The following is a 23,450-nucleotide window of genomic DNA, read 5'->3' on the forward strand; positions in this document are numbered from 1 at the left end:
GCCGACCCTCCCTCGAGAAAGGCGCCGGATGCATGACCCCTCTTCCCTACGGGTGGCCGCGGAGACGGACGACGCGTCGGTCATCGCGAACTCGCGCCACGACCCCGAGTGGTTCTCGGTGATCTTCGACCGGTACTTCACCGCGATCCACCGTTACGCCGCCGCCCGGCTCGGGCCCGCCGCCGCCGATGACGTGGCCGCGGACACGTTCCTGGCCGGGTTCGACCAGCGCGGTCGCTACGACCTGACCCGTCCGGAGGCCAAGGCCTGGTTGTACGGCATCGCCACCAACCTCATCAGCCGCCACCGGCGCGACGAACTCCGTCTCTACCGGGCGCTCAGCCGCTCGGCCACCCGCGACGACGTCGAGAGCCACGCGGACCGGGTCACGGACCGGGTGACCGCCGAGCAGCTCAGCCCACGACTGGCGCGCGCTCTGAAGAGGCTGTCCCAGGGTGACCGCGACGCGCTGATGCTCGTCGCCTGCGCCGATCTCAGCTACGCGGAAACGGCCTTCGCCCTGGGCATCCCGATCGGCACCGTCAGCTCCCGGCTGAACCGGGCCAGAGCCAAGCTACGCAAGTCGCTGGGTCACGCGGCGAAGGAGGTCTGAACCATGGAAGAGCTGCACGAGCTGCGCCGCTACCACGACGCGACGCCGGAGCCCGCTCCGGAGACCATCGGCGCGGCCCGGTCGCGCCTGGGTGCGCACATGCGCGGGGGCCGACGGCCGCGGGCCCGCCGGATCCGGCCGATATGGGCGCTGACCCTGGCCGGGGCGGCCACCGCCGCGCTGGTCGTGGCCGTGGCGGTCGTCCCCGGCACCGGGAAGGACTCGCCGGCCCCCCATGCGTACCCGCCCACCGCCACCGAGCTACGGCTGCGCCCGGTGGCGAACGTCCAGGACGTGGCCGACAACGCGGCGTTGCTGGCCGACGGCGAGCCCGAATGGGCCGCCGAGCCCACGCAGTGGGGCTACGTGAAGAGCCTGGGCGCCCGGACGCGGACCGACGGCGGGGAGTGGCTGCGCGGCAGGCCGGCGGCGACGAACACCCACGAGCAATGGCGACGGCTCGACGACAAGGCGTTCGCCACCATCGAGAAGGGCAGGCTCAAGGTCTCCAAGGGGTCGGAGTTCGAGGTGTCGTACTCCTACCTGCTCGCCCTGCCGACCGACGCGGGCCAGTTGCTGGCCCGGATCTACGAGACCGTCGACGCCGAGAACACCAGGAATCGTGCCTCCTTCCTGCGCTCCGCCCAGGAACGGGCGGAGTGGAGGGGCAAGACCCCGGAGGAGGCGAAGCGGCTGGCCGAGGAGTCATTGCCCGACTTCACCTCCCAGCACCGCGACAGGTGGGCGTTCCAGATGATCGCGATGGGCATGCGGGACGCCGCACTACCGCCCAGACTTCGAGCCGCCATGTACGGCGCCATGGCCAAGATCCCGGGCGTCCGGTACGAGGCCAAATCCGCCGATCTGCTCAAGCGCCGGGGCATCACCCTCTACCACGTCCTCGACGGCTACCTGCGCGACGAGATCTTCGTCAATCCGAAGACCTACGCGTACCTGGGCTACCGCACCATCGTGGTCAAGGACCACAAGGACGGACCTTTCGGCACCATGAAGAAGGGCGAGATCCACAACTGGGACGCCCTGATCAAGGCCGCCGTCGTCGACAAGGCCGGGCAACGGCCCGGCTGACGCCGGAACCCGTGCAACCTCCGGACGGGCTCGACCCATCTCCCCTGTGTGAAGCGAACCTTCTTGGAGACCGATGAGCCTCGATGAGGAGTACACCGCATATGTGCGCGGGCGGCTGACCTGGTTACGGCAGATCGCCTACCCGCTGTGTCAGGACTGGCACCGTGCCGACGATCTGGTGCAGACGGCGATCACCAGGCTGTACGTCAAATGGCGCCAGGCGCGCCTGGCCGACAACCTCGACGCCTACGTCCGGGTGATCCTGATCGACGCGAAGCAGGTGCGGGCCCTCCATCCCGAGGCCGACGCGGAGCAACTGCGCAGGCTGATCGCTCAGCAGAAGCGCGTGAACGCCCTTCCGAAGATCTCCTTCGGCATCGCCAGAACCGAGGTGCACAGGATCACGGCGGTCACCACGGATGGCCGTGAGATTCTCGGAGGGGTCGCGCGGGGTGTCGGAGCGGGGGCTCGGGGTCTGGGCGGTGAAACTTCCCTCCGACGTCACCACGGCAACGCTGGTCGTCACCGACGCGAACGGGAAGACCCTCCAGCGGATCCGAGGCGGCTGACGCTCGACCTCCGACCCACCAGCTGCTCGTGCACCCCTCCGTATGGTCATGGAGTAAACGCGCCGCCTCCCGTGCTATAGCTTCGGATTCCAAAATTACGCGGTGGACCACCGCAGGGAGGGGCGGGAGCCGATGAGCCTTCGTCAGTACGAGTACGCCCTGGCCGTCGCCGAGGAAGGCTCGGTGACGGCGGCGGCGGAGCTGCTGCACGTCGCTCAACCGTCGGTGTCCCAGCAGATCCGCAGCCTGGAGCAGGAGCTCGGCGTGAGGCTGTTCGCCCGCACGCCGACCGGACTGGTGCCCACCGTGGTCGGCCGCGCGTTCCTGCGGGAGGCGGAGATCGCGGTGAGCGCGTCGCGGCGGGCGCGGGCGACGGCGCGGGCCGGTGCCGACGACCTGGTGGGCGAGCTGGTGGTCGCGGTGCAGATGGGCTTCGGCACCCGGCAGCTGCCCGGCGCGCTGAGCGTGCTGCGTCACCGCTTCCCGCGGCTGGAGGTCACCGTCTTCGAGGAGCCGAGCTCTGTCGAGCTGGAGCGGCTGTGCCGCCGGGGCGTGCTGAACTTCGCCCTGATGGCGGAGTGCGAGCGGTCTCCCGCCGACGCCCACCACCTCGGCGACGAGGAGCTCGTCGTGGTGCTGGCAGCCGGGCACCGGCAGCTCGCCGCGGACCGGGTCGAGCTGCGCGAGCTGGAGGGGGAGCCGTGGGTGAGGTTCGACCGCGACAGCTCGCTCGACGGCGTGCTGCTGAACATGCTGCGGGACAATGGGCTGACTCCGACCACGGCCGCCCGCGTGTCCCAGACGGCGACGGCCGTGCGCTGGGCCGCCCACGGGCTGGGGGTGACGCTCGTCCCGGCCTCCGCGGTGCCCCACGGTTACGAGCATCTCGTCCGCCCGGTGTCCCCGGTCATGTCCCAGCCGGTCATCGCCGTGCTCCGGTCCGGCGCGGGCCCGGCGGAGACGGCCCTGCTCGAACTCCTGCGTCAGGAGACCTGGCACGACACCGCCTCCTTCACGCCGGTGTCCTGACAGCCGATCGGGTCGTCGGTCGCCGGGGGATGACGCGGCCCCCGGACGTGGTGGCGAAGGCGTTCAGCGCACGCTACGGAGCCACCGTCGCCGCGTCATCGTGACTGGCGAGCCTCACGATGACGTTGCCGCGGTGTACGCCGGCGAGCAGCTCGTCCTGGGCGGTGATGGCGCGCTGGAGGGTGCCTTCGAGGAGCGTGCGCGCGAACCTGATCCGGCCTTCGGCGTACCACTGGGCGTAGTGGGTGTTCCAGGCCTGGACCTGGCCGGGAGTGTGCAGGGTGGTGAAAGGCCGGATCTGCACCTCGTGGACGATCGCGGTCATGATGTCGAGGCGGGGATGTCCGCCGTCGCCGCCGGCGACCTGTCCGGCGAGGGTGCCGCACAGCGCGAAGCGGGCGCCGAACGCCGCGTGCCGGAGTGCCGCTTCGAACTGGGGGCCGCCGGTGGTGTCGAAGAAGGCGGTGATGCCGTCGGGGGCGAGCTCGGTGAGCCGGCCGTCGAGGTCGTCGTTGTGGTGGTCGATGGCTGCGTCGAGGCCGAGCTCGTCGACAAGGTAGCGGGCCTTCTCCGGGCCGCCGGCGATGCCGATGACGTACGCGGCGCCACGTGCCTTGGCGATCTGCGCGGCCATCGACCCGACGCCGCCGGCGGCTCCGCTGACGAGGACGACGTCACCGTCGCCGACGCCGGCGATGTCCACGATGCCGTGGTAGGCGGGCACCCCCTGGTTGAGCAGGTACTCGGGGCCGGGGAAGACGCCGTCGGGCACGGGGAACGCCTCGCCCGGCCCCAGGATGCTCTCCTCGCGCCAGCCCGACATGTGCAACACGACGGTTCCCACCGGCAGGTCGTCGGCGCGTGACTCCACGACGCTGCCGATCGCACCGCCGTAGATCGGCTCGCCGAGCCGGAAGACGGGCGCCGGGATCTGGGTGGTCTCGAACATCAGGTCGCCATTGGCCGCGATCACCTGCTGAAACAGGTTCCGCACCCGAACCTGGCCGGCGGCCGGCTCCTGCGGAGGGAGCGTGGCCACCTCCAGTAGCGAGCTGGGTGGCTGGGCCACATTCGTCCGGTGCGCGCGCAGGACGACGGCGGATGATCCATGGACGGTCATGATGAGAGCCTCTTGCTCGGTCGTGCCGGGCCTGGGCCCGTGGCGGAACGGTGGGACAAGCTCAGAGCTGGGTGGCGCCGCCGTCCACGGCGAGTTCGGCGCCGGTGGTGTACGTGGCCTCGAAGGCGAGGAAGGCGGCCGCCCTGGCGACCTCGTCGGGGGTGCCGAAACGCCGCATGGGATTGTTGGCGACCCGCTCGGCCTTGAACTGCTCGGCGGCCTCCGCGGTCATCATGCTCTCGAGGATTCCCGTATCGATGGGACCGGGGCTGATCGCGTTGACCCGGATGCCGCGCGGCAGCAGCTCGCTGGAGAGGCTGCGGGCCATCGAGCGCAGCGCCGCTTTGCCGGCGCTGTAGACGCTGGTGTCCCGCAAGCCGATGACGTTGGCGACCGAGGTGGTGAGGACGACGCCGGCACCCGTGCTCAGCAGCGGGGCGAGCTTCTGGACGGTGAAGTAGGCGCCCTTGACGTTGATCGCGAACAGCTCGTCGTACGCCTCCTCGGTCGTCGACTCGAAGGGCGTGAGGGGGGCGATGCCGGCGTTGACGAACAGGGCCTCGATCGTGCCGAGCTCGCTCTTCACCCGGTCGGCCAGCGCATCCAGGTCGGCCAGTGAGGCCACATCGCCCCGGACGGCCACCGCGTTCGCGCCGAGCCGCTCCCGCGCGGCGTCGAGCGTGTCCTGGGAACGGCCGGTGATCACCACCCGGGCTCCGCCGTCCGCCAGCAGCTTCGCCATCGCGAATCCCATGCCGCTGCCGCCGCCCGTGATCACTACATTCTTGTCGCCGTACTTATCCATGTCAGGGTCTTTCTTTAACTCGGTGCGGAATTCCTTTGGCCAAAACCGGAATACCGTCAGCCTCTGGGGAATTCGCCGCCGTCCACGAAAAGGTTGTTCCCGGTCAACCAGCTCGCCCGGTCGGACACGAGGAACAACACCGCTTCGGCGATGTCGTCGGGCCGGCCGTCGCGCCCCAGCGGCACGGTGGCGGTGGCGGTGGTCTGCCCCGGTGCCGCCTCCAGGAGCGCCCACTGCTCCCGCGTCGCCTCGCCGCCGGGGGTGGCGACCCTGCCAGGGCTCACGGTGTTGACCCGGATCCCGAACGGGGCCAGCTCCAGGGCCAGTCCCCGGCTGTAGTTCTCCAGTGCCGCCTTCGCCGCCGTGTAGTGCAGGAACGGCGCCACCGAGGTGGGGACCGCGGCCGAGGAGATGTGCACGATCATCCCCGAGCGCCGGTCCCGCATCCCCGGTGTCAGCAGCGAGTCCAGCCGCACCGACGCCAGGTAGTTCAGGTCCAGCGAGTCCTGCCACTCCTCGTCGGGGATGGCCGCGCTGCCCTGGTACGGTCGCCCCCCGCCCGCGTTGTGGACCAGGATGTCCACCCCGCCGAGCTCCTTCTGCGCGGCCGTGGCGAGCGCCTCCGCGCCGGCCCGTGTCCGTACGTCGGCCGCCACGAAGGCGGCCCCTTCCGGCACGGTGCTCGTCGCCGACCTGGCGGTCGTGAGCACCTCGGCCCCGGCGTCCAGGAGCCGGCGCACGATGGCCGCTCCGATGCCACGAGAGCCACCCGTGACCAGGGCCCGCTTTCCCGCGAGTTCTCGCGTTCCCGATCCGTTTTCGATGGTCATGCCACTCGTCCTTTCCATCATGTGTTAGTCGGCTCGACGGAAGAATGAATCGACGTGCGCAGAGCGCTGATTCTCGAAGAAATCGGCGGTGAGCACCTCGTCGAGCTGTTTCACGTTACGTCCGGGAAAGAACGAGAGGCAAAGACCAAATGTCAGTAGGGGCCATAGGAAATCCCTATGGCCCCGGTCGGCCGGCCGAAGCCCGCCGTCCTGGCTCGGTGACCCACCCTCCTGGCTTGGGGAGCCGATCGGCCGCCTGTACCGGCCCCGGACCCTGTTGCCGATGCCGGGATCCTGCCCTGAACGAGCATCGCCGGCCATGAGAGGCTTTGGGGATGATCGAACGACCTACGGCCCTGGTCACGGGGGCTTCTCGTGGGGTGGGGGCGGCCGTCGCCCGTGCCTTCGCGCCGACCCACCACGTCATCCTCGGTGGACGCGACGAGCAGGCGCTGGCCGCGCTGGCCGCCGAGTTGCCCGACGCGCGGCCCTGGCAGGTGGAGCTGACCGAGGTGACCGAGGCGGACGTGGCCGGCATCGAGCGGCTGGACGTGCTCGTGCACAACGCCGGCATGACCACGCTCGGCAAGATCGGCGACCTGCCCGCCTCGGTGTGGCGGGACACGATGGCGCTCAACCTGTTCGCCGTCGCCGAGCTGACCCGGCTGGTCCTGCCCGCGCTCAGGCGGGCAGGCGGCCACGTGATCTGCGTCAACTCCGGCGCCGGGCTGCGGGCCAACCCCGGGTGGGGAGCGTACGCCGCCAGCAAGTTCGCGCTGCGGGCCTTCGCCGACGCGCTGCGGCAGGAGGAGCCGGACCTCCGCGTGACGTCGGTGCACCCCGGCAGGGTGGACACCGACATGCAGCGGAGCGTACGCGCGCAGGAGGGGGCGGCGTACGAGCCGGATCGCTACCTCCAGGCCGACAGCGTGGCCCGCGCCGTGCTCGCCGCCGTCAACGCCGGCCCCGACGCCCACCTCACCGACCTCACCCTCAGGCCGAGCGCGGGCCCTGTCGGGTAGGGAGACCCGCCACCGAAGATCGCTAGGCGTCGCGTCGCAGCGTGAACCAGAAGGTCGGTACCGAGTTGGTGCCCGGCGTGACGTCGAGCAGTTCCCAGCCGGCGAACCTGGCGTGGAGTTCGTCGGCTGTGACGCCCGCCGCCCACGACGCGACCTCGGGCACCGGATTGCCGACCGGCTCGGGGCCGTACCCGAACATCAGCAGCCGCGCTCCCGGAGCGGCGCGCTGGGTGAGCCCGGCGGCGTAGGCGTCGCGGCGGTGCGGCGGGATCCCGCAGTAGCAGCTCAGGTCGAAGAACAGGTCGAAGGGCCCGGGGACGTCCAGCTCGTCGAGGCGGGTGGCGTCTCCATGCAGCAGCCGTACCGTCACCCCCGCCGCCTCGGCCCGCTCCCTGGCCCGGTCGACGGCGCGGTCGATCAGGTCGACGGCGGCCACCTCCCAACCGTGCCGGGCGAGGTAGATGGCATTGGTCCCCGTGCCGCAGCCGAGTTCGAGAGCGCGGCCGGGCGGCACCGCGTCGTGCCCCTCCACCAGGGTGACCAGCTCGGGCGGCGTCACGCCGGTGTCCCACGGCGGTTTGTCGGCGCGGTAATAGCGCTCCAGCGCCCGGTGAACGGACTCCTCCTCCTGGTCTCGCGGCGTTGCGGCCGGGTCCGGCCTTTGGGCGGTGCCGGGCTGATCCATCGTGTCCTCCAAGAATTTAGAGTTGAACTCTAGTGACGGACTCTAGATATATACTCCCATCATGGACAGGGTCAAACGGCCGGACAAGCGAGCCGAGCGCGCACGCCTCACCCGGGAAAAGGTCGTCGAGGCGGCTCGCGAGCTGTTCGTCGCGCAGGGGTACGGGGCGACGAACCTGCAAGAAGTCGCGGACCGGGCGGGCGTGGCCGTACAGACGATCTACTTCGTCTTCCGTAACAAGCGCACGCTGTTCAAGGACGTCGTCGATACGGCCATCGCCGGGGACGCCGAGCCGGTCGCCACCATGGACCGTGAGTGGTTCCGCGCCGCGTGCGCCGAGCCCACCGCGGCCGGGCAACTGCGCGCGCACGTCCGCGGCACCCGCGAGATCCTGGGCCGGGTCGCCCCGATCATGTCGCTGATCTCGGCCGCCACGGCCACCGACCCGGAGATCGCCGCGCAGTGGCCCGACGGCCCCGACCCGCGATACACCGTGCAGCACGCGGCTGCCGAAGCCCTGGCCGGCAAGCCCGACGCCCGTCCCGGCGTGTCGGTCGAGATGGCGGCGGACCTGCTGTTCGGCCTGCTCAGCCCGGAGCTTTACCTGATCTTCGTCCGCGACCGCGACTGGTCGCCGGATGCGTGGGAAGAGTGGGCCCGCACCGCTCTGACCTCCCAGCTCTGCGCCGACCAGGGCGGACGGCGCGCCGACTGATTGAGCCCTGTGAATGGATCCATTCACTACAGTGAGACCCATGCTTGAGGAACTCGCGCGCACAGGTCGGGACCCCGCAACCAACGGCTACCTCAGAGACGCCTGGTCTCCGCCGGAGCTGGAGCTACGTGAGTGGTTCGCGGGTGAGGCCGCGCGTAGAGGGCTGGACCTGCGGGAGGACCGTAACGGCAACCTGTGGGCCTGGTGGGGTGACCCCGCGCGCGAGCCTGGCGTGGTCACGGGCAGCCACCTCGATTCCGTACGGCAGGGTGGCGCGTACGACGGTCCCTTGGGGGTGGTGTCGGCCTTCGCCGCCCTCGATGTCCTGAAAAATCGGGACTTCAGGCCGAACAGGCCGCTCGGCGTCGCCTGCTTCACCGACGAGGAGGGCGCCCGGTTCGGGGTGCCGTGTGTCGGGTCGCGGCTGCTCACCGGGATGCTCACGCCCGAGCGGGCGCTGACGCTGAAGGACGACGAGGGCGACACCCTGGCCGACGTCCTCACCAAGGCCGGCCGCGACCCGCGCGGCCTGGGCCGCGACGACGAGACCCTCGCCCAGGTCGCCACGTTCGTGGAGCTGCACGTGGAGCAGGGCAAGGCTCTGGTACGCCTCGACAGGCCGGTGGGCGTGGCCCAGGCGATCTGGCCGCACGGGCGTTGGCGGTTCGACTTCCACGGCCGGGCCGACCACGCGGGCACCACCCGGCTGCCGGACCGCGACGACCCGATGCTGCCGTTCGCCCGCCTGGTGCTGGCCGCCCGCGACGCCGCGTCCCGGCGCGACATCGTCGCCACGATCGGCAAGGTGCGCGTCTCACCCAACAACGCCAACGCGGTGCCCGGCCTGGTGTCGGCCTGGCTCGATGCCCGCGGCCCCGACGAGACGGACGTCCGCGCCCTGGTGGAGGAACTACGCCCCTTGGCCGCCGGAGCGGTGAGTGAGGAGTCGTGGACGCCGGTCGTGGACTTCGATCACGGGCTGCGGGAGCGGCTGGCCGCCGTCGTGGGCGGCGACACGCCCGCGCCGATCCTGCCCACCGGCGCCGGGCACGACGCCGGCATCCTGGCCGCCGCGGGCGTTCCGAGCGCCATGCTGTTCGTGCGCAACCCCACCGGCGTGTCCCACTCCCCGGAGGAGCACGCCGAGCAGGCAGACTGCCAGGCGGGAGTCGTCGCACTCGCGAGTGTGCTGGAGGAGCTGTGCCGCTGACCTACTGGTGCGAACAGGCCTGGCTGCCCGACGGCGTCGCCGACAGCGTGCTGGTGACGATCGACGGCGCCCGGATCGTCGAGGTCGTGCAGGGCGAGCCGGGCGGGGCGCGCCGCCTGCCGGGACTCACCCTCCCGGGCCTGGCCAACGCCCACTCGCACGCCTTCCACCGGGCGCTGCGAGGCACGACGCAGGTGGGCAGGGGCGACTTCTGGACGTGGCGCGACCGGATGTACGAGGTGGCGGCGCGGCTCGACCCCGACGCCTACTTCGCCCTGGCCAGGGCCACCTACGCCGAGATGGCGCTGGCCGGGGTCACCTGCGTGGGGGAGTTCCACTACCTCCACCACGCGCCGGGCGGCACCCCGTACGACGACCCCAACACCATGGGCCACCTGCTGGTGCGGGCCGCCCGCGAGGCGGGGCTGCGGATCGCGCTGATCGACGCCTGTTACGTCTCCGGCGGCCCCGGCACGCCGCTGACCGGGGCGCAGCTGCGGTTCGGCGACGGGGACGCCGACGGGTGGGCGGTGCGGGCCGAGGAACTGGCCGCCGCCTACCGGGGCGAACCGGACGTGGAGATCGGCGCGGCCGTCCACTCGGTCCGGGCGGTGCCGGCCGAGCAGATACCGGTGATCGCGGAGTTCTCCCGCCACCACGCGGCCCCGCTGCACGCGCACGTCTCCGAGCAGCGGGCCGAGAACACCGCGTGCGCGGAGACGTACGCGGCCACCCCCGTACGGGTGCTGCACGAGCATGGCGCGCTCGGGCCGCGCTCGACCGCGGTGCACGCCACCCACCTGTCCGAGGTCGACATCGAACTGCTCGGCCAGTCCGGCACCCACGTGTGCATGTGCCCCACCACCGAACGCGACCTGGCCGACGGCATCGGACCTGCCAGAACGTTGTACGACCGCGGCTCGGCGATGACGCTCGGCTCCGACAGTCACGCCGTGATCGACCTGTTCGAGGAGGCCCGCGCGGTCGAGCTGAACGAGCGGCTGGCCAGCGAGCGGCGCGGCCACTGGAGCGCCGCCGAGCTGCTGCGCGCCGCCACCGTCGCCGGTCACCTCTCCCTCGGCTTCCCCGACGCCGGCCAGCTCCTGCCCGGCGCGTGGGCCGACCTGGTCACCGTACGCCTGGACTCGGTACGTACGGCGGGCGCGGCCGGGCTGGAGGCGGTGGCGTTCGCGGCGACGGCGGCCGACGTGCACTCGGTGATCTCCGGCGGCCGCCAGGTGGTCAGCGAGGGACGCCACGACCTGGGCGACGTCGGAGCCATGCTGACCGAGGCGACCCGGCGAGCACGCTGACGCGCACGGTGACCACAGGCGGGACGCCACGCACGGTGACGATGGGCGCGATGGCGGGCAGGATGATCACGGCGGCGAGGGGCGGAAGAGTGGGGACTGGATGACCAGCATGGTGATCGACGGCATCGGGGTGCTCTACACCGGGGACCCGGAGCGCGCGGAGATCGAGGACGCGGCCCTGGTCGTCGAGGACGGTCTCGTTGCCTGGACGGGACCGTCGGCCGAGGCGCCGCAGGCCGACCGGAGGGTGGCGGCCGGCGGCCGGGCGGTGATTCCCGGCTTCGTGGACAGCCACGCGCACCTGGTGTTCGCCGGGGACCGGACGGCCGAGTTCCAGGCCCGCATGTCCGGCCAGGCCTACACCGGAGGCGGCATCCGTACCACGGTCGCCGCCACCCGGCAGGCGGGCGACGCCGAGCTGGCCACCCGCGCCGCCGCCCTGGTACGGGAGATGCTCGCGCAGGGCACCACCACCGTGGAGATCAAGAGCGGCTATGGCCTGACCGTCGAGGACGAGCGGCGCTGCCTGGAGATCGCCACCACCCTCACCGACGAGACCACCTTCCTGGGCGCGCACGTGGTGCCCTCGGGGATGGATGCCGACGACTACGTACGGCTCGTCGCCGGCGAGATGCTCCAGGCCTGCGCCCCGTACGCGAAATGGGTGGACGTCTTCTGCGAGCGCGGCGCGTTCGACGGCGACCAGACGCGGGAGATCCTGCGGGCCGGGATCGACGCCGGGCTGCAGGCCCGGGTGCACGCCGGCCAGCTCGGCGAGGGCCCTGGGGTGCGCATCGCGTGCGAGCTCGGCGCGGCCTCGGCCGACCACTGCACCCACCTCACCCCGGCCGACGTCGACGCGCTGGCCTCCTCGGGCACCGTCGCGACGCTGCTGCCGGGGGCGGAGTTCTCCACGCGTTCGCCGTACCCGGACGCCAGGAAACTGATCGACGCGGGGGTGACGGTCGCGCTGGCCACCGACTGCAACCCGGGGTCGTCGTACACCTCGTCCATGCCCTTCTGCGTCGCGCTCGCCGTACGTGAGATGGGGATGACGCCGCTGGAGGCGATCAGGGCCGCCACCTACGGCGGGGCGCGCGCGTTGCGCAGGACCGACGTAGGCTGGTTGCGTCCCGGCGCCCGCGCCGACCTCGTCGTCCTCGACGCTCCCAGCTACGTTCACCTGGCCTATCGCCCCGGCGTTCCCCTTGTTCACCAGGTGTTTCAGCGCGGTCTCCTCCTTGAGTAGGACACCCAGAACCCTCCGCTGGTCGTAGTCCTTTAGGGAATCTTTGCTTCTGGTCAGACGTTGGCGGGATAAGAACGCAGCTGCGGGAACGAGGTGCCTGGGGATGGCAAGGCCTACGGGGAGTCGCGGAAGCGAGCAGCACGTCGCTGACCGAGATCTGCTGGGGACGTACCTGTCGGAGATCGGCAGAGTTCCGTTGCTCACTGCGGAGCAGGAGGTGGAGCTCGCCAAACGGATCGAGGCGGGACTCTTCGCCGAACAGCTGCTCGACAGTGGGGGCTCGGAGCCGCGCATGGGGGATGCCGCGGACGAGGAGCTGGAGAGGCTGGCCATTTCGGGCCAGCGGGCGAAGGACGAGTTCATCCAGGCCAACCTGCGCCTGGTCGTGGCGGTGGCCCGCAAATACTCGGGGCGCGGGATGCCGCTGATCGACCTGGTCCAGGAGGGCAACCTGGGGCTGGTCCGCGCGGTGGAGAAGTTCGACTACAAGCGGGGCTACAAGTTCTCCACCTACGCCACCTGGTGGATCCGGCAGTCGGTCGGCCGGGCGATCCACGAGCAGGCCAGGCCGGTGCGGCTGCCCACGCACGCCGGGGAGCAGATGACCCGGCTGATGCGGGTGCGCCGCGACATGCTGGCCGAGCTCGACGTCGAGCCCACCGACGAGGAGCTCGCGGCGCTGCTGGAGCTGCCGATCGAGCGGGTCAAGGAGCTGCGCCGCTGGGCGTCCGACCCGGTCTCGCTGCAGCTCGGCGTCGGTGACGAGGACGAGACCGAGCTGGGTGACATGATCGCCGACGACACGTGGGCAGATCCTGAGCAGCAGGCGATCGACATTTTGGAGCGCGAGCGGCTCGACCAGTGGCTGACCGACCTGGAGGGCGACACGCGCGACATGCTGCGCTGGCGCTACGGGCTGGTGGACGGCCGCGAGCACACGCTCACCGAGGTGGGCGAGCGCTACGGCATCGGCCGCGACCGAGCCCGCCGCATCGAGCGCGACGCCCTGGCCCGCCTCCGCAGAATGGCCGACGCCGCCGCCTGACCCGCGTCGCGCGAGCCGTCGAGATACCCAGGGCGACTCACATGTGGGGACGCGAAGACCCCCTCCCCGTTGCGGAGGGGGTCTTCGGGTCAGGGTCTACGCGTCGGCCGGCTGGGGGTCGATGCCGTAGTGGTCGAGCAGGGCCCGCACACCTCACTCAATCTCATGATGCCAAGTCGGAAACGGAGTCGGCGGAAGCTTGTTGCGGCTTTCGCCGGGATTGTCCTGCTGATCTCTTGCGGCGCTCCTCCTGGAGGAGCTACCAGCCCGCGGGCCGCTGTTGACGCCTACGTGAAAGGGCTGAACGCGCGCGATGCGAACGGCCTCGCTCGGCTCGCCCCGGTAGGCAACGACGCCACTGACAAAATTCGACAGCGGGTCGTCGTGCAGGGAGGGCAGGCAACCCGAACCCGAAGAAGACTCCGGCCTCGACAGGTCGCCCGTCTTGATGCCGCATGATCGTGGGTTCTCCTCGTTACGCCGCGAGGGGCGGCGAGACGTTTGCCCGCCACCGTCCGCCAGAGGAGGCCGCCCGGCGCAGGTGTAGCAGATGCCAGACGCGGCGTCGTACCCTCGCCCGCATCTTGGCGACGCGGGCGAGCATCGCCTCGTCCAGGCCGGACAGGGTGCGGTGAGTGGTGGAGTCCGAGACTGAATACCCGGGGGTCAGGTCTGGTGGAGGAGGCGGGTGAGGAAGTCTTCGACGGCTGCTTCGGCGGTGGTGTGGTCGCCGCCTCTGGCCACGAGCAGGGCGCTCTCGTTGATGGCGGCGAGCAGCATGTGGGCGTGCAGGTCGAGGTAGGCGTCGGGGACGGTGCCGGTGCGTCGTAGGGCCGTCTTGAGCATGCCGAAGGAGTAGCGCTCCTCCAGGGCGCGCCAACGCTCCCACCCCATGACCGAGGGGGCGTCGATGAGGACGATGCGCTGGATCACCGGGTCGCCGGCGAGGCGGATCCAGGCGCGAATGCCGGTCTTGAGGGACTCGGCCGGGTCGGCGATGTCGCGTACCGCGTCTATGAGCTGGACGCCGATGGCCGACTCCGTCGCCTCCAGCACCGCCTCGAACAGCGCGTCCTTGCCCGCGTAGTGGTGGTAGAGCGCGCCCCGGCTGAGGCCCGACTCGTGCAGCACGGCCTCGATCGAGGTGCCTTCGTAGCCGTGCTCGGCGAACAGCCGCGTGGCGATGGCCAGGACCTTGTCGCGGGTCGCCGCGCCGCGTTCCGCCTTGAGGTTCATGGGACCACTGTAGACAAACCGACAGTCAGTCGGTAATTTCCTAGACCGACAGTCGGTTTGTAATCCTGGAGGACCCATGAAGGACATCCACTACGTCGACGTCGGCGAGGGCGACGTCGCGCTGTTCGTGCACGGCGTCGGCACCAGCTCCCACCTGTGGCGCAACGTCATCGCCGAGCTCCGCGACGAGCGCCGCTGCGTGGCCATCGACCTGCCGCTGCACGGCGGCAGCGCGTCACGGGCGGATCTGTCGCTGCCCGCGATGGCCGAGGCGGTGGCCGAGCTCTGCGACGGCCTCGGCCTGGACCAGGTGGATCTGGTCGGCAACGACACGGGCGGCGCCATCGCGCAGATCTTCGCCGTCACCCATCCCGAGCGGCTGCGCAGCCTCACCCTCACCAACTGCGACGTGCACACCAACCTGCCGCCCGAGGACTTCAAGCCCACCGTCGAGCTGGCCGCCCGCGGTGAGCTGGCGCCGATGATGACGGCCCTGATGGGGGAGCCCGAGCTCCTGGCGGCGAGCGCGTACGGCCAGGGCTACGCGCACATCGAGGACCCGGTCGCGCTGGTCGACGCCTTCCTGCGGCCCATCCTCGCCAAGCCGGACGGCGGCCGCGACTTCGAACGCCTGCTGACCTTGCTCGACGCCAAGGACCTGATCGCCATCGAGGCGCGGCTCACGGTGCTGCCCGTGCCGGCCCTGGTGGTGTGGGGCACCGGCGACGCGTTCTTCGACCTGAGCTGGGCGCGCTGGCTGCGGGACACGCTCCCGGGTGTCAGGGAGATCGTCGAGATCGAGGACGGGCGGCTGTTCTTCCCCGACGAGCGGGCCGCCGAGCTGGTCCCTCATCTGCGCCGCTTCTGGAGCCGGCTCTGAGCCACCCGGTACGGCGGGCCTGGTTCAGCTGAGCGAGGCGTCGTACCGCATCAAACGCTCCTAATTCGGCCAGTGAGCCGACCGAAACTTGAGTGAAACACCGGCGCGGCGAGATTCACGTACGTGAAACACACCAGGTCGAGCCCCGAAACGGACGGCGAACACGCTGTGGCGACACGTCACAGTTAAGGAGGGTCGCGTCGTGAAGATCGATAGCGGCACCACGGCCTGGATGCTCGCGGCCACAGCGCTGGTGCTGTTGATGACTCCGGGCCTCGCGCTTTTCTACGGCGGTATGACCAGGGCCAAGAGTGTCCTGAACATGATGATGATGTCGTTCGGCGCCATGATCGTGGTCACCGTCGCCTGGGTGCTCTTCGGGCACTCTCTCGCCTTCACCCCCAACCCCAGCGGCGCGATCGACGCCTTCGTCGGCGGATTCGAAGCGCTGGGTCTGCAGAGCCTCGTCGAGACGGCGACCGCGGACGACGGCTCGGGCATGCCCAGCCTCGTCTTCTCCGCCTTCCAGCTGACGTTCGCCATCATCACCGTCGCTCTGATCAGCGGCGCGATCGCGGACCGGGCCAAGTTCGGTGCCTGGATCCTGTTCTCGTTCGTCTGGGCGGCCATCGTCTACTTCCCGGTCGCGCACTGGGTCTGGGGCGGCGGCTGGCTCAACACGATGGGCATCGAGGACTTCGCCGGCGGCACCGTCGTGCACATCAACGCCGGAGCGGCGGCCCTGGCCCTGGCTCTGGTCATCGGTAAGCGCAAGGGCTGGCGCAAGGAGCCGATGCGGCCGCACAACCTGCCGCTCGTCCTGCTCGGCGCGGCGCTGCTCTGGTTCGGCTGGTTCGGCTTCAACGCCGGATCCGAGCTCGCCGTGGATGGCATCGCCGGCCTGGCCTTCATGAACACCCAGATCGCCGCCGCCGTCGCGGCCGGTGCCTGGCTCGTGGTCGAGAAGCTGCGTGACGGCCACGCGACCACGCTCGGCGCCGCCTCCGGCGCGGTCAGCGGCCTGGTCGCGATCACCCCGGCCTGTGGTTTCGTCGACCCCTGGGCCGCCCTGCTGATCGGTGTGCTCGCGGGTGCCGCCTGCGCCTACGCCGTCGGCCTGAAGTACAAGCTGAACTACGACGACTCGCTCGACGTGGTCGGCGTTCACCTCGTCGGTGGCGTCATCGGCGCCGTCGCCCTGGGCTTCGTGGCCGCCTACCCGGCCACCGACGAGCAGAGCGCGGGCCTGTTTTACGGCGGCGGCTTCGGCCAGCTCGGGCTGCAGGTGCTCGGCCCGGTCGCGGTCGGCCTCTACTCCTTCGTCATCACCTACGTCATCGGTAAGGTCATCGACAAGACGATGGGCTTCCGGATCAAGGAAGAGGACGAGGTCACCGGCATCGACATCACCACCCACGCGGAGACGGGCTACGACCTCGGCTCGGTTCACGCTTCGGGTGTCACCTCCCCCAACGGCCCTGTCACCTCGGTTCCGGCACCGAAGAAGGTGGAAGCATGAGGCTCATCACAGCCGTCATCAAGCCTTTCAAGCTCGATGACGTCAAGGCCGCCCTTGAGCAGTTCGGCGTCAAGGGCATGACGGTCAGCGAGGCGAGCGGCTACGGCCGTCAGCGCGGTCACACCGAGGTCTACCGCGGCGCTGAGTACCAGGTGGACCTGGTCCCCAAGGTCCGGCTGGAGGTCCTCATCGAGGAGGACGACGCCGAAGACGTGATCGACGTCATCGTCAAGGCGGCCCAGACAGGCAAGATCGGCGACGGCAAGGTGTGGTCGGTCCCGGTCGAGAGCGTCATCCGGGTACGCACAGGGGAGCGCGGACCAGAAGCCCTGTGACGACGGCGTCCAGGCAGACCTCGGGGGGATCTGGTGAGAGGCGAGGCACGCTCGTTCTCCGCGGCTCGCAAGGAGCGGGCCGCGGACACCGATCGGTGGCTGAAGGACCTGTTCCGTACGGCCAGCGACGGGGAGCACGTCTCCCTGGTGGCGGTGGGCAGTCTGGGCCGGGGTGAGCTGGCTCCGGGCAGCGACCTCGACCTGGTCCTGCTGCACAACGGCAGGGACGACGTCGCCAGGATCGCTGACCGGATCTGGTATCCCATCTGGGACTCCGCCGTCGGCCTCGACCACTCGGTACGCACCGTGGACGAGGCCGTGACGGTGGCCAGGAAGGATCTCAAGGCGGTGCTGGGGCTGATCCAGGCCCGGCACGTGGCCGGAGATCCCGAGCTGACGAGGAAGGCCAGGGAGTCGGTGCTCGCCGAGTGGCGGGCCGATTCCAGGCGCAGGCTGAGTGAGCTGCGCGACGCCGCTGACCAGCGGGCGCAGGCCAGCGGCGAGCTGGCCTTCCTCCTCGAGCCCGACCTCAAGGACGGCCGCGGTGGGCTGCGCGACGTCCAGGCGATGCAGGCCGTGGCAGCGGCCTGGGTGGCCTCCGCGCCCGGTCCCCGGCCCCGCGAGGCCTACGAATTCATTCTCGACGTCAGGCACGCCCTGCACGTCGTCACCGCGCGCGGCGCGGACAAACTGGTGCTTCAGGAGCAGGACGCCGTGGCGGGCCTGCTCGGCCTGCTCGACGCCGAGGCGCTCATGCGCAGGCTCGCCGAGGCGGGCCGGACCATCTCGCACGCTTTCGACGCCACCTGGCGCTCGGTTGACAGGCTGGTGTCAGGACCGGCCCCGCGCGGGCGCCGCCCGCTGGCCGACGGCGTGGTCGAGCACGGCGGCGAGGTGGTGCTCGCCAGGGGGGTCACGCCGCGCAAGGACCCGGTTCTGGTGCTGCGCGCCGCCGCCGCGGCGGCCGAGTCCGGGCTGCCGCTGGCCCCCGCGACCGTGTCCGTTCTCGCAGCTCAGTCTGCGCCGATGCCGGTTCCGTGGCCCGAGGAGGCCCGCGACGCGCTGGTGTCGATCCTCGGCGCCGGCCGCGCGGCCGTGCCCGTGTGGGAGGAGCTCGACCAGGCGGGCATCCTTGTCAAACTCCTTCCTGACTGGGAGCGCGTACGGCATCGTCCGCAGCGCCACCCGATCCATCGTTTCACCGTCGACAGGCACCTGATCGAGGCCGCCGCGAACGCCGCCAGCCACACCCGCGACGTATCGCGCCCCGACCTGCTGCTGATCTCGGCGCTCTTCCACGACATCGGCAAGGGCTGGCCGGGCGACCACTCGGTCACGGGCGAGGTCGTGGTCCGCGACATCGGCGTCCGCCTCGGCCTGCCGGCGGCGGACGTGGAGACCCTCGCCACCGTCGTCCGGCACCACCTGCTGCTGCCCGAGACCGCCACCCGCAGGGACCTGGACGACCCCGTCACGATCGAGAAGGTCGCCGCCACGGTCGGCTCCCGCGAGGTGCTGGAGCTGCTGGCCGCGCTGGCCGTCGCCGACGGCACCGCCACCGGGTCCGCCGCCTGGAACTCGTGGAAGGCCGGGCTCGTCGCCGATCTGGTGCGCCGCGTGCGCTCGGTGCTGTCCGGCTCGCCGCCGCCCAAGGCGCCCGTCCTGTCGGCGGAGCAGGCAGCGCTGGCCCGCCACGGCGGCGGCGCCATCCGCGTCAACGGGGGCGCCGTCACGGTGGTAGCCCCTGACCGGGCGGGGTTGCTGTGGAGCGCCGCCGGGGTGCTGGCCGCGCATCGCATGGTGGTCCGCTCGGCCTCGGCCGCGTCGGCGGGTTCCACCGCCATGATCGAGTTCTCCGTGACCCCCGAGTACGGCTCGCCGCCGGATCCCGCCACGTTGGAGGCGGATCTCCGTCTCGTCCTTGCTGGGCGTCTTGACATCGAGCAGCGGCTGGCACGTCGTACACGATCGATGAGACCCGCCCGCGTGCCGGTCGCTCCACCCCGTGTGACCTTGGTCGATGATGCCTCCGCCACGGCCACCGTGGTGGAAGTCAGAGCCCATGACAAGCCAGGCCTGTTGTGGCGTATCGGTCGGGCTTTCGGAGAGTGTGGTCTTGACGTGAGAGCCGCTCGCGTAGAGACTCTCGGCGCGGAGGCGGTGGACGTGTTCTACGTGCTTGACCGCGCCGGACGCCCCCTCAGCGACGAGGCACAGCGCAATCAGGTCCGCGACGCCGTGCTCGCAGCATTGCGATAACCAAGAGCACACGTCTGACGTCCACATTTGTAACGATTGCGTCCGATTTGGACTGTTTAGTCGGATGCTGCGGATAGCTTGTGGACGGCCTGACGACCCGTCGTGGACGGGATGATTGAGGGGTAGCGGCGGTTGTGACTACGGGGAGTTCCGACAGCGGCCTCAGCGCCGCGAAGGACCGCGGAAGGCGGTTACTGCCACGGCTGGCGCTGCGCAACTGGCGCGTGCGATGGCGCCTCACGGCGCTCGTCCTGGTTCCCACCATCGCAGGAGTCGTGCTCGGGGGAGCGCGCGTGGTGGCTTCCGTCCAGAGCATCAACGAATACGATCATACCGCTGTCGCCGCCGAGCAGGCAGGCCATATCCGGGATCTCGTACAGGCGCTGGGTCTGGAGCGCGACACCGGCGGCTGGTCCAACGCCGCCAGGAGCCTGCGCAAGAAGCTCGCCGAGCCCTACGCCGAGCGCAAGGCCGACGTCGACCGCCTGGTCAGGACGGTGCGCGCCGACCTGTCGTCGATGGACGAGTCCTACGGCGAGCGCGTGCTGCGCGTCGTCCAGCGGGCGCACACCGACCTCAACTCCCTGTCCAGGACCAGAGCCGAGGGACAGCGCGACACCACCCGTTACGACACCCTGCTCGACACCCTGCTGCGGCTGCACGAGGAGCTGAGCCTGCTCAGCGACGACTCGCAGATCGTCGGCCAGTTCCGCGCGCTGAACGCGCTGACGCGCGCCGAGGAGCAGGTCTCCCGCCAGCGCGTCCAGCTGCTGCGCGGCCACTACAACTCCGCCAGCGTGGACGCCAAGGAGATCGAGCGGTTCATCGCCTCCAACGCGGCCCAGCGCAGCGAGATCGCCACCATCGCCCAGGAGGCGGGCGCCGAGGTCGGCATGGCCCTGCAGAAGGCCCTGACCATCCCCGAGTACTACAACACCGAGCTGACCAAGTCCCGCGCGATCACGCTGGCCAGCGGCAAGGCTCCCGGTGTCCGCATCCGGTCGAACCTGCTCGCCCAGACCACGCGCGACAAGTCCGCCCCCGACCAGTGGTTCGACGAGAACTCCACCACCATCGACGCCCTGGGCAGCATCGAGAAGAAGCTCAGCGAGCAGGTGGCCCTGCGCAGCCAGGAGCTGCGTGACGCGGAGACCCGCAACGCGTTCGTCGCCGCCGGCCTGATCCTCGGCCTGCTGCTGCTCGTGCTGCTGCTCACCGTCGCCATCGCCCGGTCGATGGTCACGCCGCTGCGCCGCCTGCGCACCGAGGCGCTGGAGATCGCCGGGTTCCGGCTGCCGGACGTGGTGCGCAAACTGCGCGTCTCCGGTGACGCCGCGCCCGAGATCCGGCCGATCGCGATCGACGGCGACGACGAGATCGGCGAGGTGGCCAGGGCCTTCGACCAGGTCCACCGCCAGGCGGTACGCCTCGCGGGCGAGGAGGCCGAGCTCCGGGGCAACATCAGCGCCATGTTCGTCAACCTCTCGCGCCGCACCCAGACCCTGGTCGAGCGCCAGATCTCGCTGATCGACGGCCTGGAGAAGGGCGAGCAGGACGGCGGCAGGCTGTCCGACCTGTTCAAGCTCGACCACCTGGCCACCCGTATGCGGCGCAACTCCGAGAACCTCCTGGTCCTCGCCGGGCACGAGCCCACCCGCAGGCGCAGCCAGCCGGCCAAACTGGTCGACGTGGTGCGCGCCGCGCTCTCCGAGGTCGAGGGGTACGAGCGCGTCCAGGTCAAGGTCCACCGGGCCACCTCCGTGCTCGGCAGCGCCGCCAACGACCTGGTGCACCTCGTGGCCGAGCTGGTCGAGAACGCCATCCAGTTCTCGCCGAAGAACTCCCAGGTCGTGGTCTCCAGCAGCCTCATCGAAGGCGGCGGCGCCCTGCTGTCGGTGACCGACCTCGGCATCAGCATGACCGCGGACGAACTGGCCGCGGCCAACCGCCGCCTGGCCGAGCCGCCCGTCGTGGACGTGTCGGTGTCGCGCCGCATGGGCCTGTTCGTGGTCGGCCGGCTGGCGCTGCGCCACGGCATCCGGGTCCAGCTCCGCAAGGGTGACGGCGACGGGCTGATCGCCATGGTGCTGCTGCCGCCGACCCTGATCCAGGACGCCAACCAGCCGCCGCTGCCGCAGCGTCCCGCCGGGTTCGCCGAAGCCGGCGCACCGGCCCCGCAGCGGTCCGCCGCGCCGGTGCAGAACGGCTACCGCTCCTTCGGCACCCTCGACTCCCTCGACCACGGCGCCGGCACCGCCCGCCCCTTCACCGCCGACACCGACGGAGGCGCCTTCAAGTCGCACTCCATCGACTCCGGCACCTACCCGTCCTACCCGAGCCCGCCGCCGCAGGCATTCTCACCGCAGAACCCGCCGCAGCAGCCGCCGGCACCGGGACTGCCCTCGCGTGGCGGTCCGCCGCAGCGCACGCCGTCGCCGTCCTACCCGTCGTCGGACGCGTTCCCCTCGGACCCGTTCCCGTCGGATCCCTTCCCGTCCGGTCCCACCCGGACGGCGGATCCCTTCTCGTCCGGTCCCACCCGGACGCCGGGTCCCGAGCGGATCGGCTCCTTCCCGTCGTATCCGAGCGCGGACAACTCCTATCCCACGCCGCCGAGGTACGACACCAACGACGTGCGCAAGCCGGCGCAGCCACCGCCTTCGGTCGAGGACTCGCCGATGGAGGCCGGGCAGGAGGAGTTCCTGCCGATCTTCGCCTCGGTGGAGTCCGCCTGGTTCCGCAAGCCTCCGGAAGATATAGCACCGGAACCGAACCGGAATGAGCAAACCCCCGCGCAACCCGTACCCTCTGTGGAGGAAACGTGGCGAACCGCTGCGGACGCCGGATGGCGTGCGGCAGCTGCCGCTAGCGATCCGAGCCTCGGCGGCGTCACCTCTGCCGGACTTCCGAAGCGAACGCCCAAGGCCAACCTCGTACCGGGGACGGCCGGTCAGGCGGAGCAGCCGCAGCAGCGGCAGGCTCCGATGCCGCCGGTCTCCGCGACCCGAGTGCGCAGCCGGATGGCGAGTTATCAGCAGGGAGTGCGGCGCGGTCGTGCTGAAGTACGTGAACAGGAGGAACGAGAGTGAGTAAGCGTCCTAGGGAGGGCGAGTGACGACCCTCAGCCATGAGGCACATCGGTTTGACTGGCTGATCACCGACTTCGTGCGGAACACGCCCGGAGTCGCACACGCGGTCGTCGTCTCAGCGGACGGGCTGTGCCTGGCCACCTCCGAGGGCTTCCCACCGGACAGGGCCGACCAGCTCGCCGCGGTTTCCGCGGGGCTGCTGAGCCTCACGGTGGGCGCTTCCCGGGTGTTCGAGGGCGGCGCTGTGTCGCAGACCGTGGTGGAGATGCAGCGCGGGCTGCTCATCGTCATGGCGATCAGCGACGGCTCGGTGCTGACGGTGCTGGCCGGGCCGGACTGTGACATGGGCCTGGTGGCGTACCAGATGACGCTGCTCGTCGACCGGGCAGGCCAAGCCCTGACGCCGGCCCTGCGTGCGGAACTGCAGGCGGCCAGGACGCGGTGACGCCATGCAGATGATGGGACAGGGCCGTGTACGGCACTAGCGGGGCCGGGGACGACGACGAGCCCCTGTTCCGTCCTTACGCGGTGACCGGCGGCCGTTCAGAGCCGCGCTACCACCTGGCGATGGAGACGCTGATCTCGTCCATGTCCATTCCGGACGACGAGATGGCCCTGCTCACTCCCGAGCAGGATGCGATCATGCAACTCTGCCGCTCGATCCGGTCGGTCGCCGAGATCTCGGCCCTGCTCCGTGTCCCCCTGGGCGTGGCTCGCGTGCTGGTGGCGGATATGTCGGACGAAGGGCTCGTTCGCCTGCACGCGCCACGCCTCGACCAGGGACAGCCAGACCTCAATATGCTCGAAAGGGTGCTCAGTGGACTACGCAGGCTCTAGC

The 23,450-nt window shown here is 70.6% G+C and carries 22 protein-coding genes; 17 read left to right on the plus strand and 5 right to left on the minus strand.

Annotated elements, in window-relative coordinates:
- Nucleotides 1-28 precede the first annotated feature (28 nt).
- The 4 genes from OHA68_RS23135 to OHA68_RS23150 all read left to right on the plus strand — a co-directional run bounded on the left by OHA68_RS23135 (nt 29) and on the right by OHA68_RS23150 (nt 3,300).
- Nucleotides 29-613, plus strand: a complete 585-nt coding sequence (locus tag OHA68_RS23135) for an RNA polymerase sigma factor (protein ID WP_327102128.1) — start codon at nt 29-31, stop codon at nt 611-613.
- A gap of 3 nt (nt 614-616) precedes the next feature.
- Nucleotides 617-1,702, plus strand: coding sequence for a CU044_5270 family protein (locus OHA68_RS23140; protein WP_327102129.1), 1,086 nt, complete (start codon nt 617-619; stop codon nt 1,700-1,702).
- Between the two features lie 73 nt (nt 1,703-1,775).
- The gene (locus OHA68_RS23145; protein WP_327102130.1) at nt 1,776-2,351 is read left to right on the plus strand and encodes a SigE family RNA polymerase sigma factor; all 576 of its coding nucleotides are present in this window, start codon (nt 1,776-1,778) and stop codon (nt 2,349-2,351) included.
- Nucleotides 2,352-2,373: 22 nt separating this feature from the next.
- Complete coding sequence (locus tag OHA68_RS23150) at nt 2,374-3,300, plus strand: LysR family transcriptional regulator (protein ID WP_327102131.1); 927 nt, start codon at nt 2,374-2,376, stop codon at nt 3,298-3,300.
- Nucleotides 3,301-3,373: 73 nt separating this feature from the next.
- Here the strand turns inward: OHA68_RS23150 and OHA68_RS23155 are convergent, their stop codons facing one another.
- The 3 genes from OHA68_RS23155 to OHA68_RS23165 form a co-directional block, all read right to left on the minus strand.
- Entirely contained in the window at nt 3,374-4,420 is a 1,047-nt protein-coding gene (locus OHA68_RS23155) for an NADP-dependent oxidoreductase (RefSeq protein ID WP_327102132.1), read from the minus strand.
- Between the two features lie 61 nt (nt 4,421-4,481).
- Nucleotides 4,482-5,225, minus strand: a complete 744-nt coding sequence (locus OHA68_RS23160; RefSeq protein ID WP_327102133.1) for an SDR family oxidoreductase — start codon at nt 5,223-5,225, stop codon at nt 4,482-4,484.
- A gap of 56 nt (nt 5,226-5,281) precedes the next feature.
- A complete protein-coding gene (locus OHA68_RS23165; RefSeq protein ID WP_327102134.1) occupies nt 5,282-6,055 on the minus strand; it encodes an SDR family oxidoreductase in 774 nt (257 codons plus the stop codon).
- Between the two features lie 335 nt (nt 6,056-6,390).
- Here OHA68_RS23165 and OHA68_RS23170 point away from each other — a divergent pair, with 335 nt between their 5' ends.
- Nucleotides 6,391-7,077, plus strand: a complete 687-nt coding sequence (locus tag OHA68_RS23170) for an SDR family oxidoreductase (RefSeq protein WP_189138338.1) — start codon at nt 6,391-6,393, stop codon at nt 7,075-7,077.
- A gap of 22 nt (nt 7,078-7,099) precedes the next feature.
- Here the strand turns inward: OHA68_RS23170 and OHA68_RS23175 are convergent, their stop codons facing one another.
- Nucleotides 7,100-7,762 (minus strand): class I SAM-dependent methyltransferase, encoded by a 663-nt coding sequence (locus OHA68_RS23175; RefSeq protein ID WP_327102135.1) that lies wholly within the window; start codon nt 7,760-7,762, stop codon nt 7,100-7,102.
- Nucleotides 7,763-7,823: 61 nt separating this feature from the next.
- On the opposite strand from OHA68_RS23175, the gene OHA68_RS23180 reads away from it, so the two are divergent.
- The 5 genes from OHA68_RS23180 (at nt 7,824) to OHA68_RS23200 (ending at nt 13,294) form a co-directional block, all read left to right on the plus strand.
- Nucleotides 7,824-8,477, plus strand: coding sequence for a TetR/AcrR family transcriptional regulator (locus OHA68_RS23180; RefSeq protein WP_327102136.1), 654 nt, complete (start codon nt 7,824-7,826; stop codon nt 8,475-8,477).
- A gap of 40 nt (nt 8,478-8,517) precedes the next feature.
- Nucleotides 8,518-9,687, plus strand: coding sequence for an allantoate amidohydrolase (locus OHA68_RS23185; RefSeq protein WP_327102137.1), 1,170 nt, complete (start codon nt 8,518-8,520; stop codon nt 9,685-9,687).
- Nucleotides 9,678-11,000 (plus strand): formimidoylglutamate deiminase, encoded by a 1,323-nt coding sequence (locus OHA68_RS23190; protein WP_327102138.1) that lies wholly within the window; start codon nt 9,678-9,680, stop codon nt 10,998-11,000. The genes OHA68_RS23185 and OHA68_RS23190 overlap by 10 nt, the downstream gene beginning before the upstream one ends.
- A gap of 100 nt (nt 11,001-11,100) precedes the next feature.
- Complete coding sequence (gene hutI / locus OHA68_RS23195; protein ID WP_327102139.1) at nt 11,101-12,249, plus strand: imidazolonepropionase; 1,149 nt, start codon at nt 11,101-11,103, stop codon at nt 12,247-12,249.
- A gap of 103 nt (nt 12,250-12,352) precedes the next feature.
- Entirely contained in the window at nt 12,353-13,294 is a 942-nt protein-coding gene (locus OHA68_RS23200) for a sigma-70 family RNA polymerase sigma factor (protein WP_189138332.1), read from the plus strand.
- Nucleotides 13,295-13,960: 666 nt separating this feature from the next.
- On the opposite strand, the gene OHA68_RS23205 is transcribed toward OHA68_RS23200, so the two are convergent.
- Nucleotides 13,961-14,530 carry a TetR/AcrR family transcriptional regulator gene (locus OHA68_RS23205; RefSeq protein WP_327102140.1) on the minus strand — a complete coding sequence of 190 codons (570 nt, stop codon included), beginning with the start codon at nt 14,528-14,530 and terminating at the stop codon, nt 13,961-13,963.
- Between the two features lie 76 nt (nt 14,531-14,606).
- Here OHA68_RS23205 and OHA68_RS23210 point away from each other — a divergent pair, with 76 nt between their 5' ends.
- From OHA68_RS23210 to OHA68_RS23240, 7 genes are all read left to right on the plus strand, one after another.
- Nucleotides 14,607-15,410, plus strand: coding sequence for an alpha/beta fold hydrolase (locus OHA68_RS23210; RefSeq protein ID WP_327102141.1), 804 nt, complete (start codon nt 14,607-14,609; stop codon nt 15,408-15,410).
- 202 nt (nt 15,411-15,612) lie between these two features.
- Entirely contained in the window at nt 15,613-16,929 is a 1,317-nt protein-coding gene (locus tag OHA68_RS23215) for an ammonium transporter (RefSeq protein WP_327102142.1), read from the plus strand.
- Complete coding sequence (locus OHA68_RS23220; RefSeq protein ID WP_189138317.1) at nt 16,926-17,264, plus strand: P-II family nitrogen regulator; 339 nt, start codon at nt 16,926-16,928, stop codon at nt 17,262-17,264. The genes OHA68_RS23215 and OHA68_RS23220 overlap by 4 nt, the downstream gene beginning before the upstream one ends.
- A gap of 33 nt (nt 17,265-17,297) precedes the next feature.
- Nucleotides 17,298-19,523 carry a [protein-PII] uridylyltransferase gene (locus OHA68_RS23225; protein ID WP_327102143.1) on the plus strand — a complete coding sequence of 742 codons (2,226 nt, stop codon included), beginning with the start codon at nt 17,298-17,300 and terminating at the stop codon, nt 19,521-19,523.
- 293 nt (nt 19,524-19,816) lie between these two features.
- Nucleotides 19,817-22,612, plus strand: coding sequence for a sensor histidine kinase (locus OHA68_RS23230; protein ID WP_327102144.1), 2,796 nt, complete (start codon nt 19,817-19,819; stop codon nt 22,610-22,612).
- Between the two features lie 22 nt (nt 22,613-22,634).
- Nucleotides 22,635-23,057, plus strand: coding sequence for a roadblock/LC7 domain-containing protein (locus OHA68_RS23235; protein ID WP_327102145.1), 423 nt, complete (start codon nt 22,635-22,637; stop codon nt 23,055-23,057).
- Between the two features lie 26 nt (nt 23,058-23,083).
- Complete coding sequence (locus OHA68_RS23240; RefSeq protein WP_189138313.1) at nt 23,084-23,449, plus strand: DUF742 domain-containing protein; 366 nt, start codon at nt 23,084-23,086, stop codon at nt 23,447-23,449.
- Nucleotide 23,450 lies beyond the last annotated feature (1 nt).

Origin of the sequence: Nonomuraea glycinis, from assembly GCF_035920485.1 — a bacterium.
GTDB lineage: Bacteria > Actinomycetota > Actinomycetes > Streptosporangiales > Streptosporangiaceae > Nonomuraea > Nonomuraea glycinis.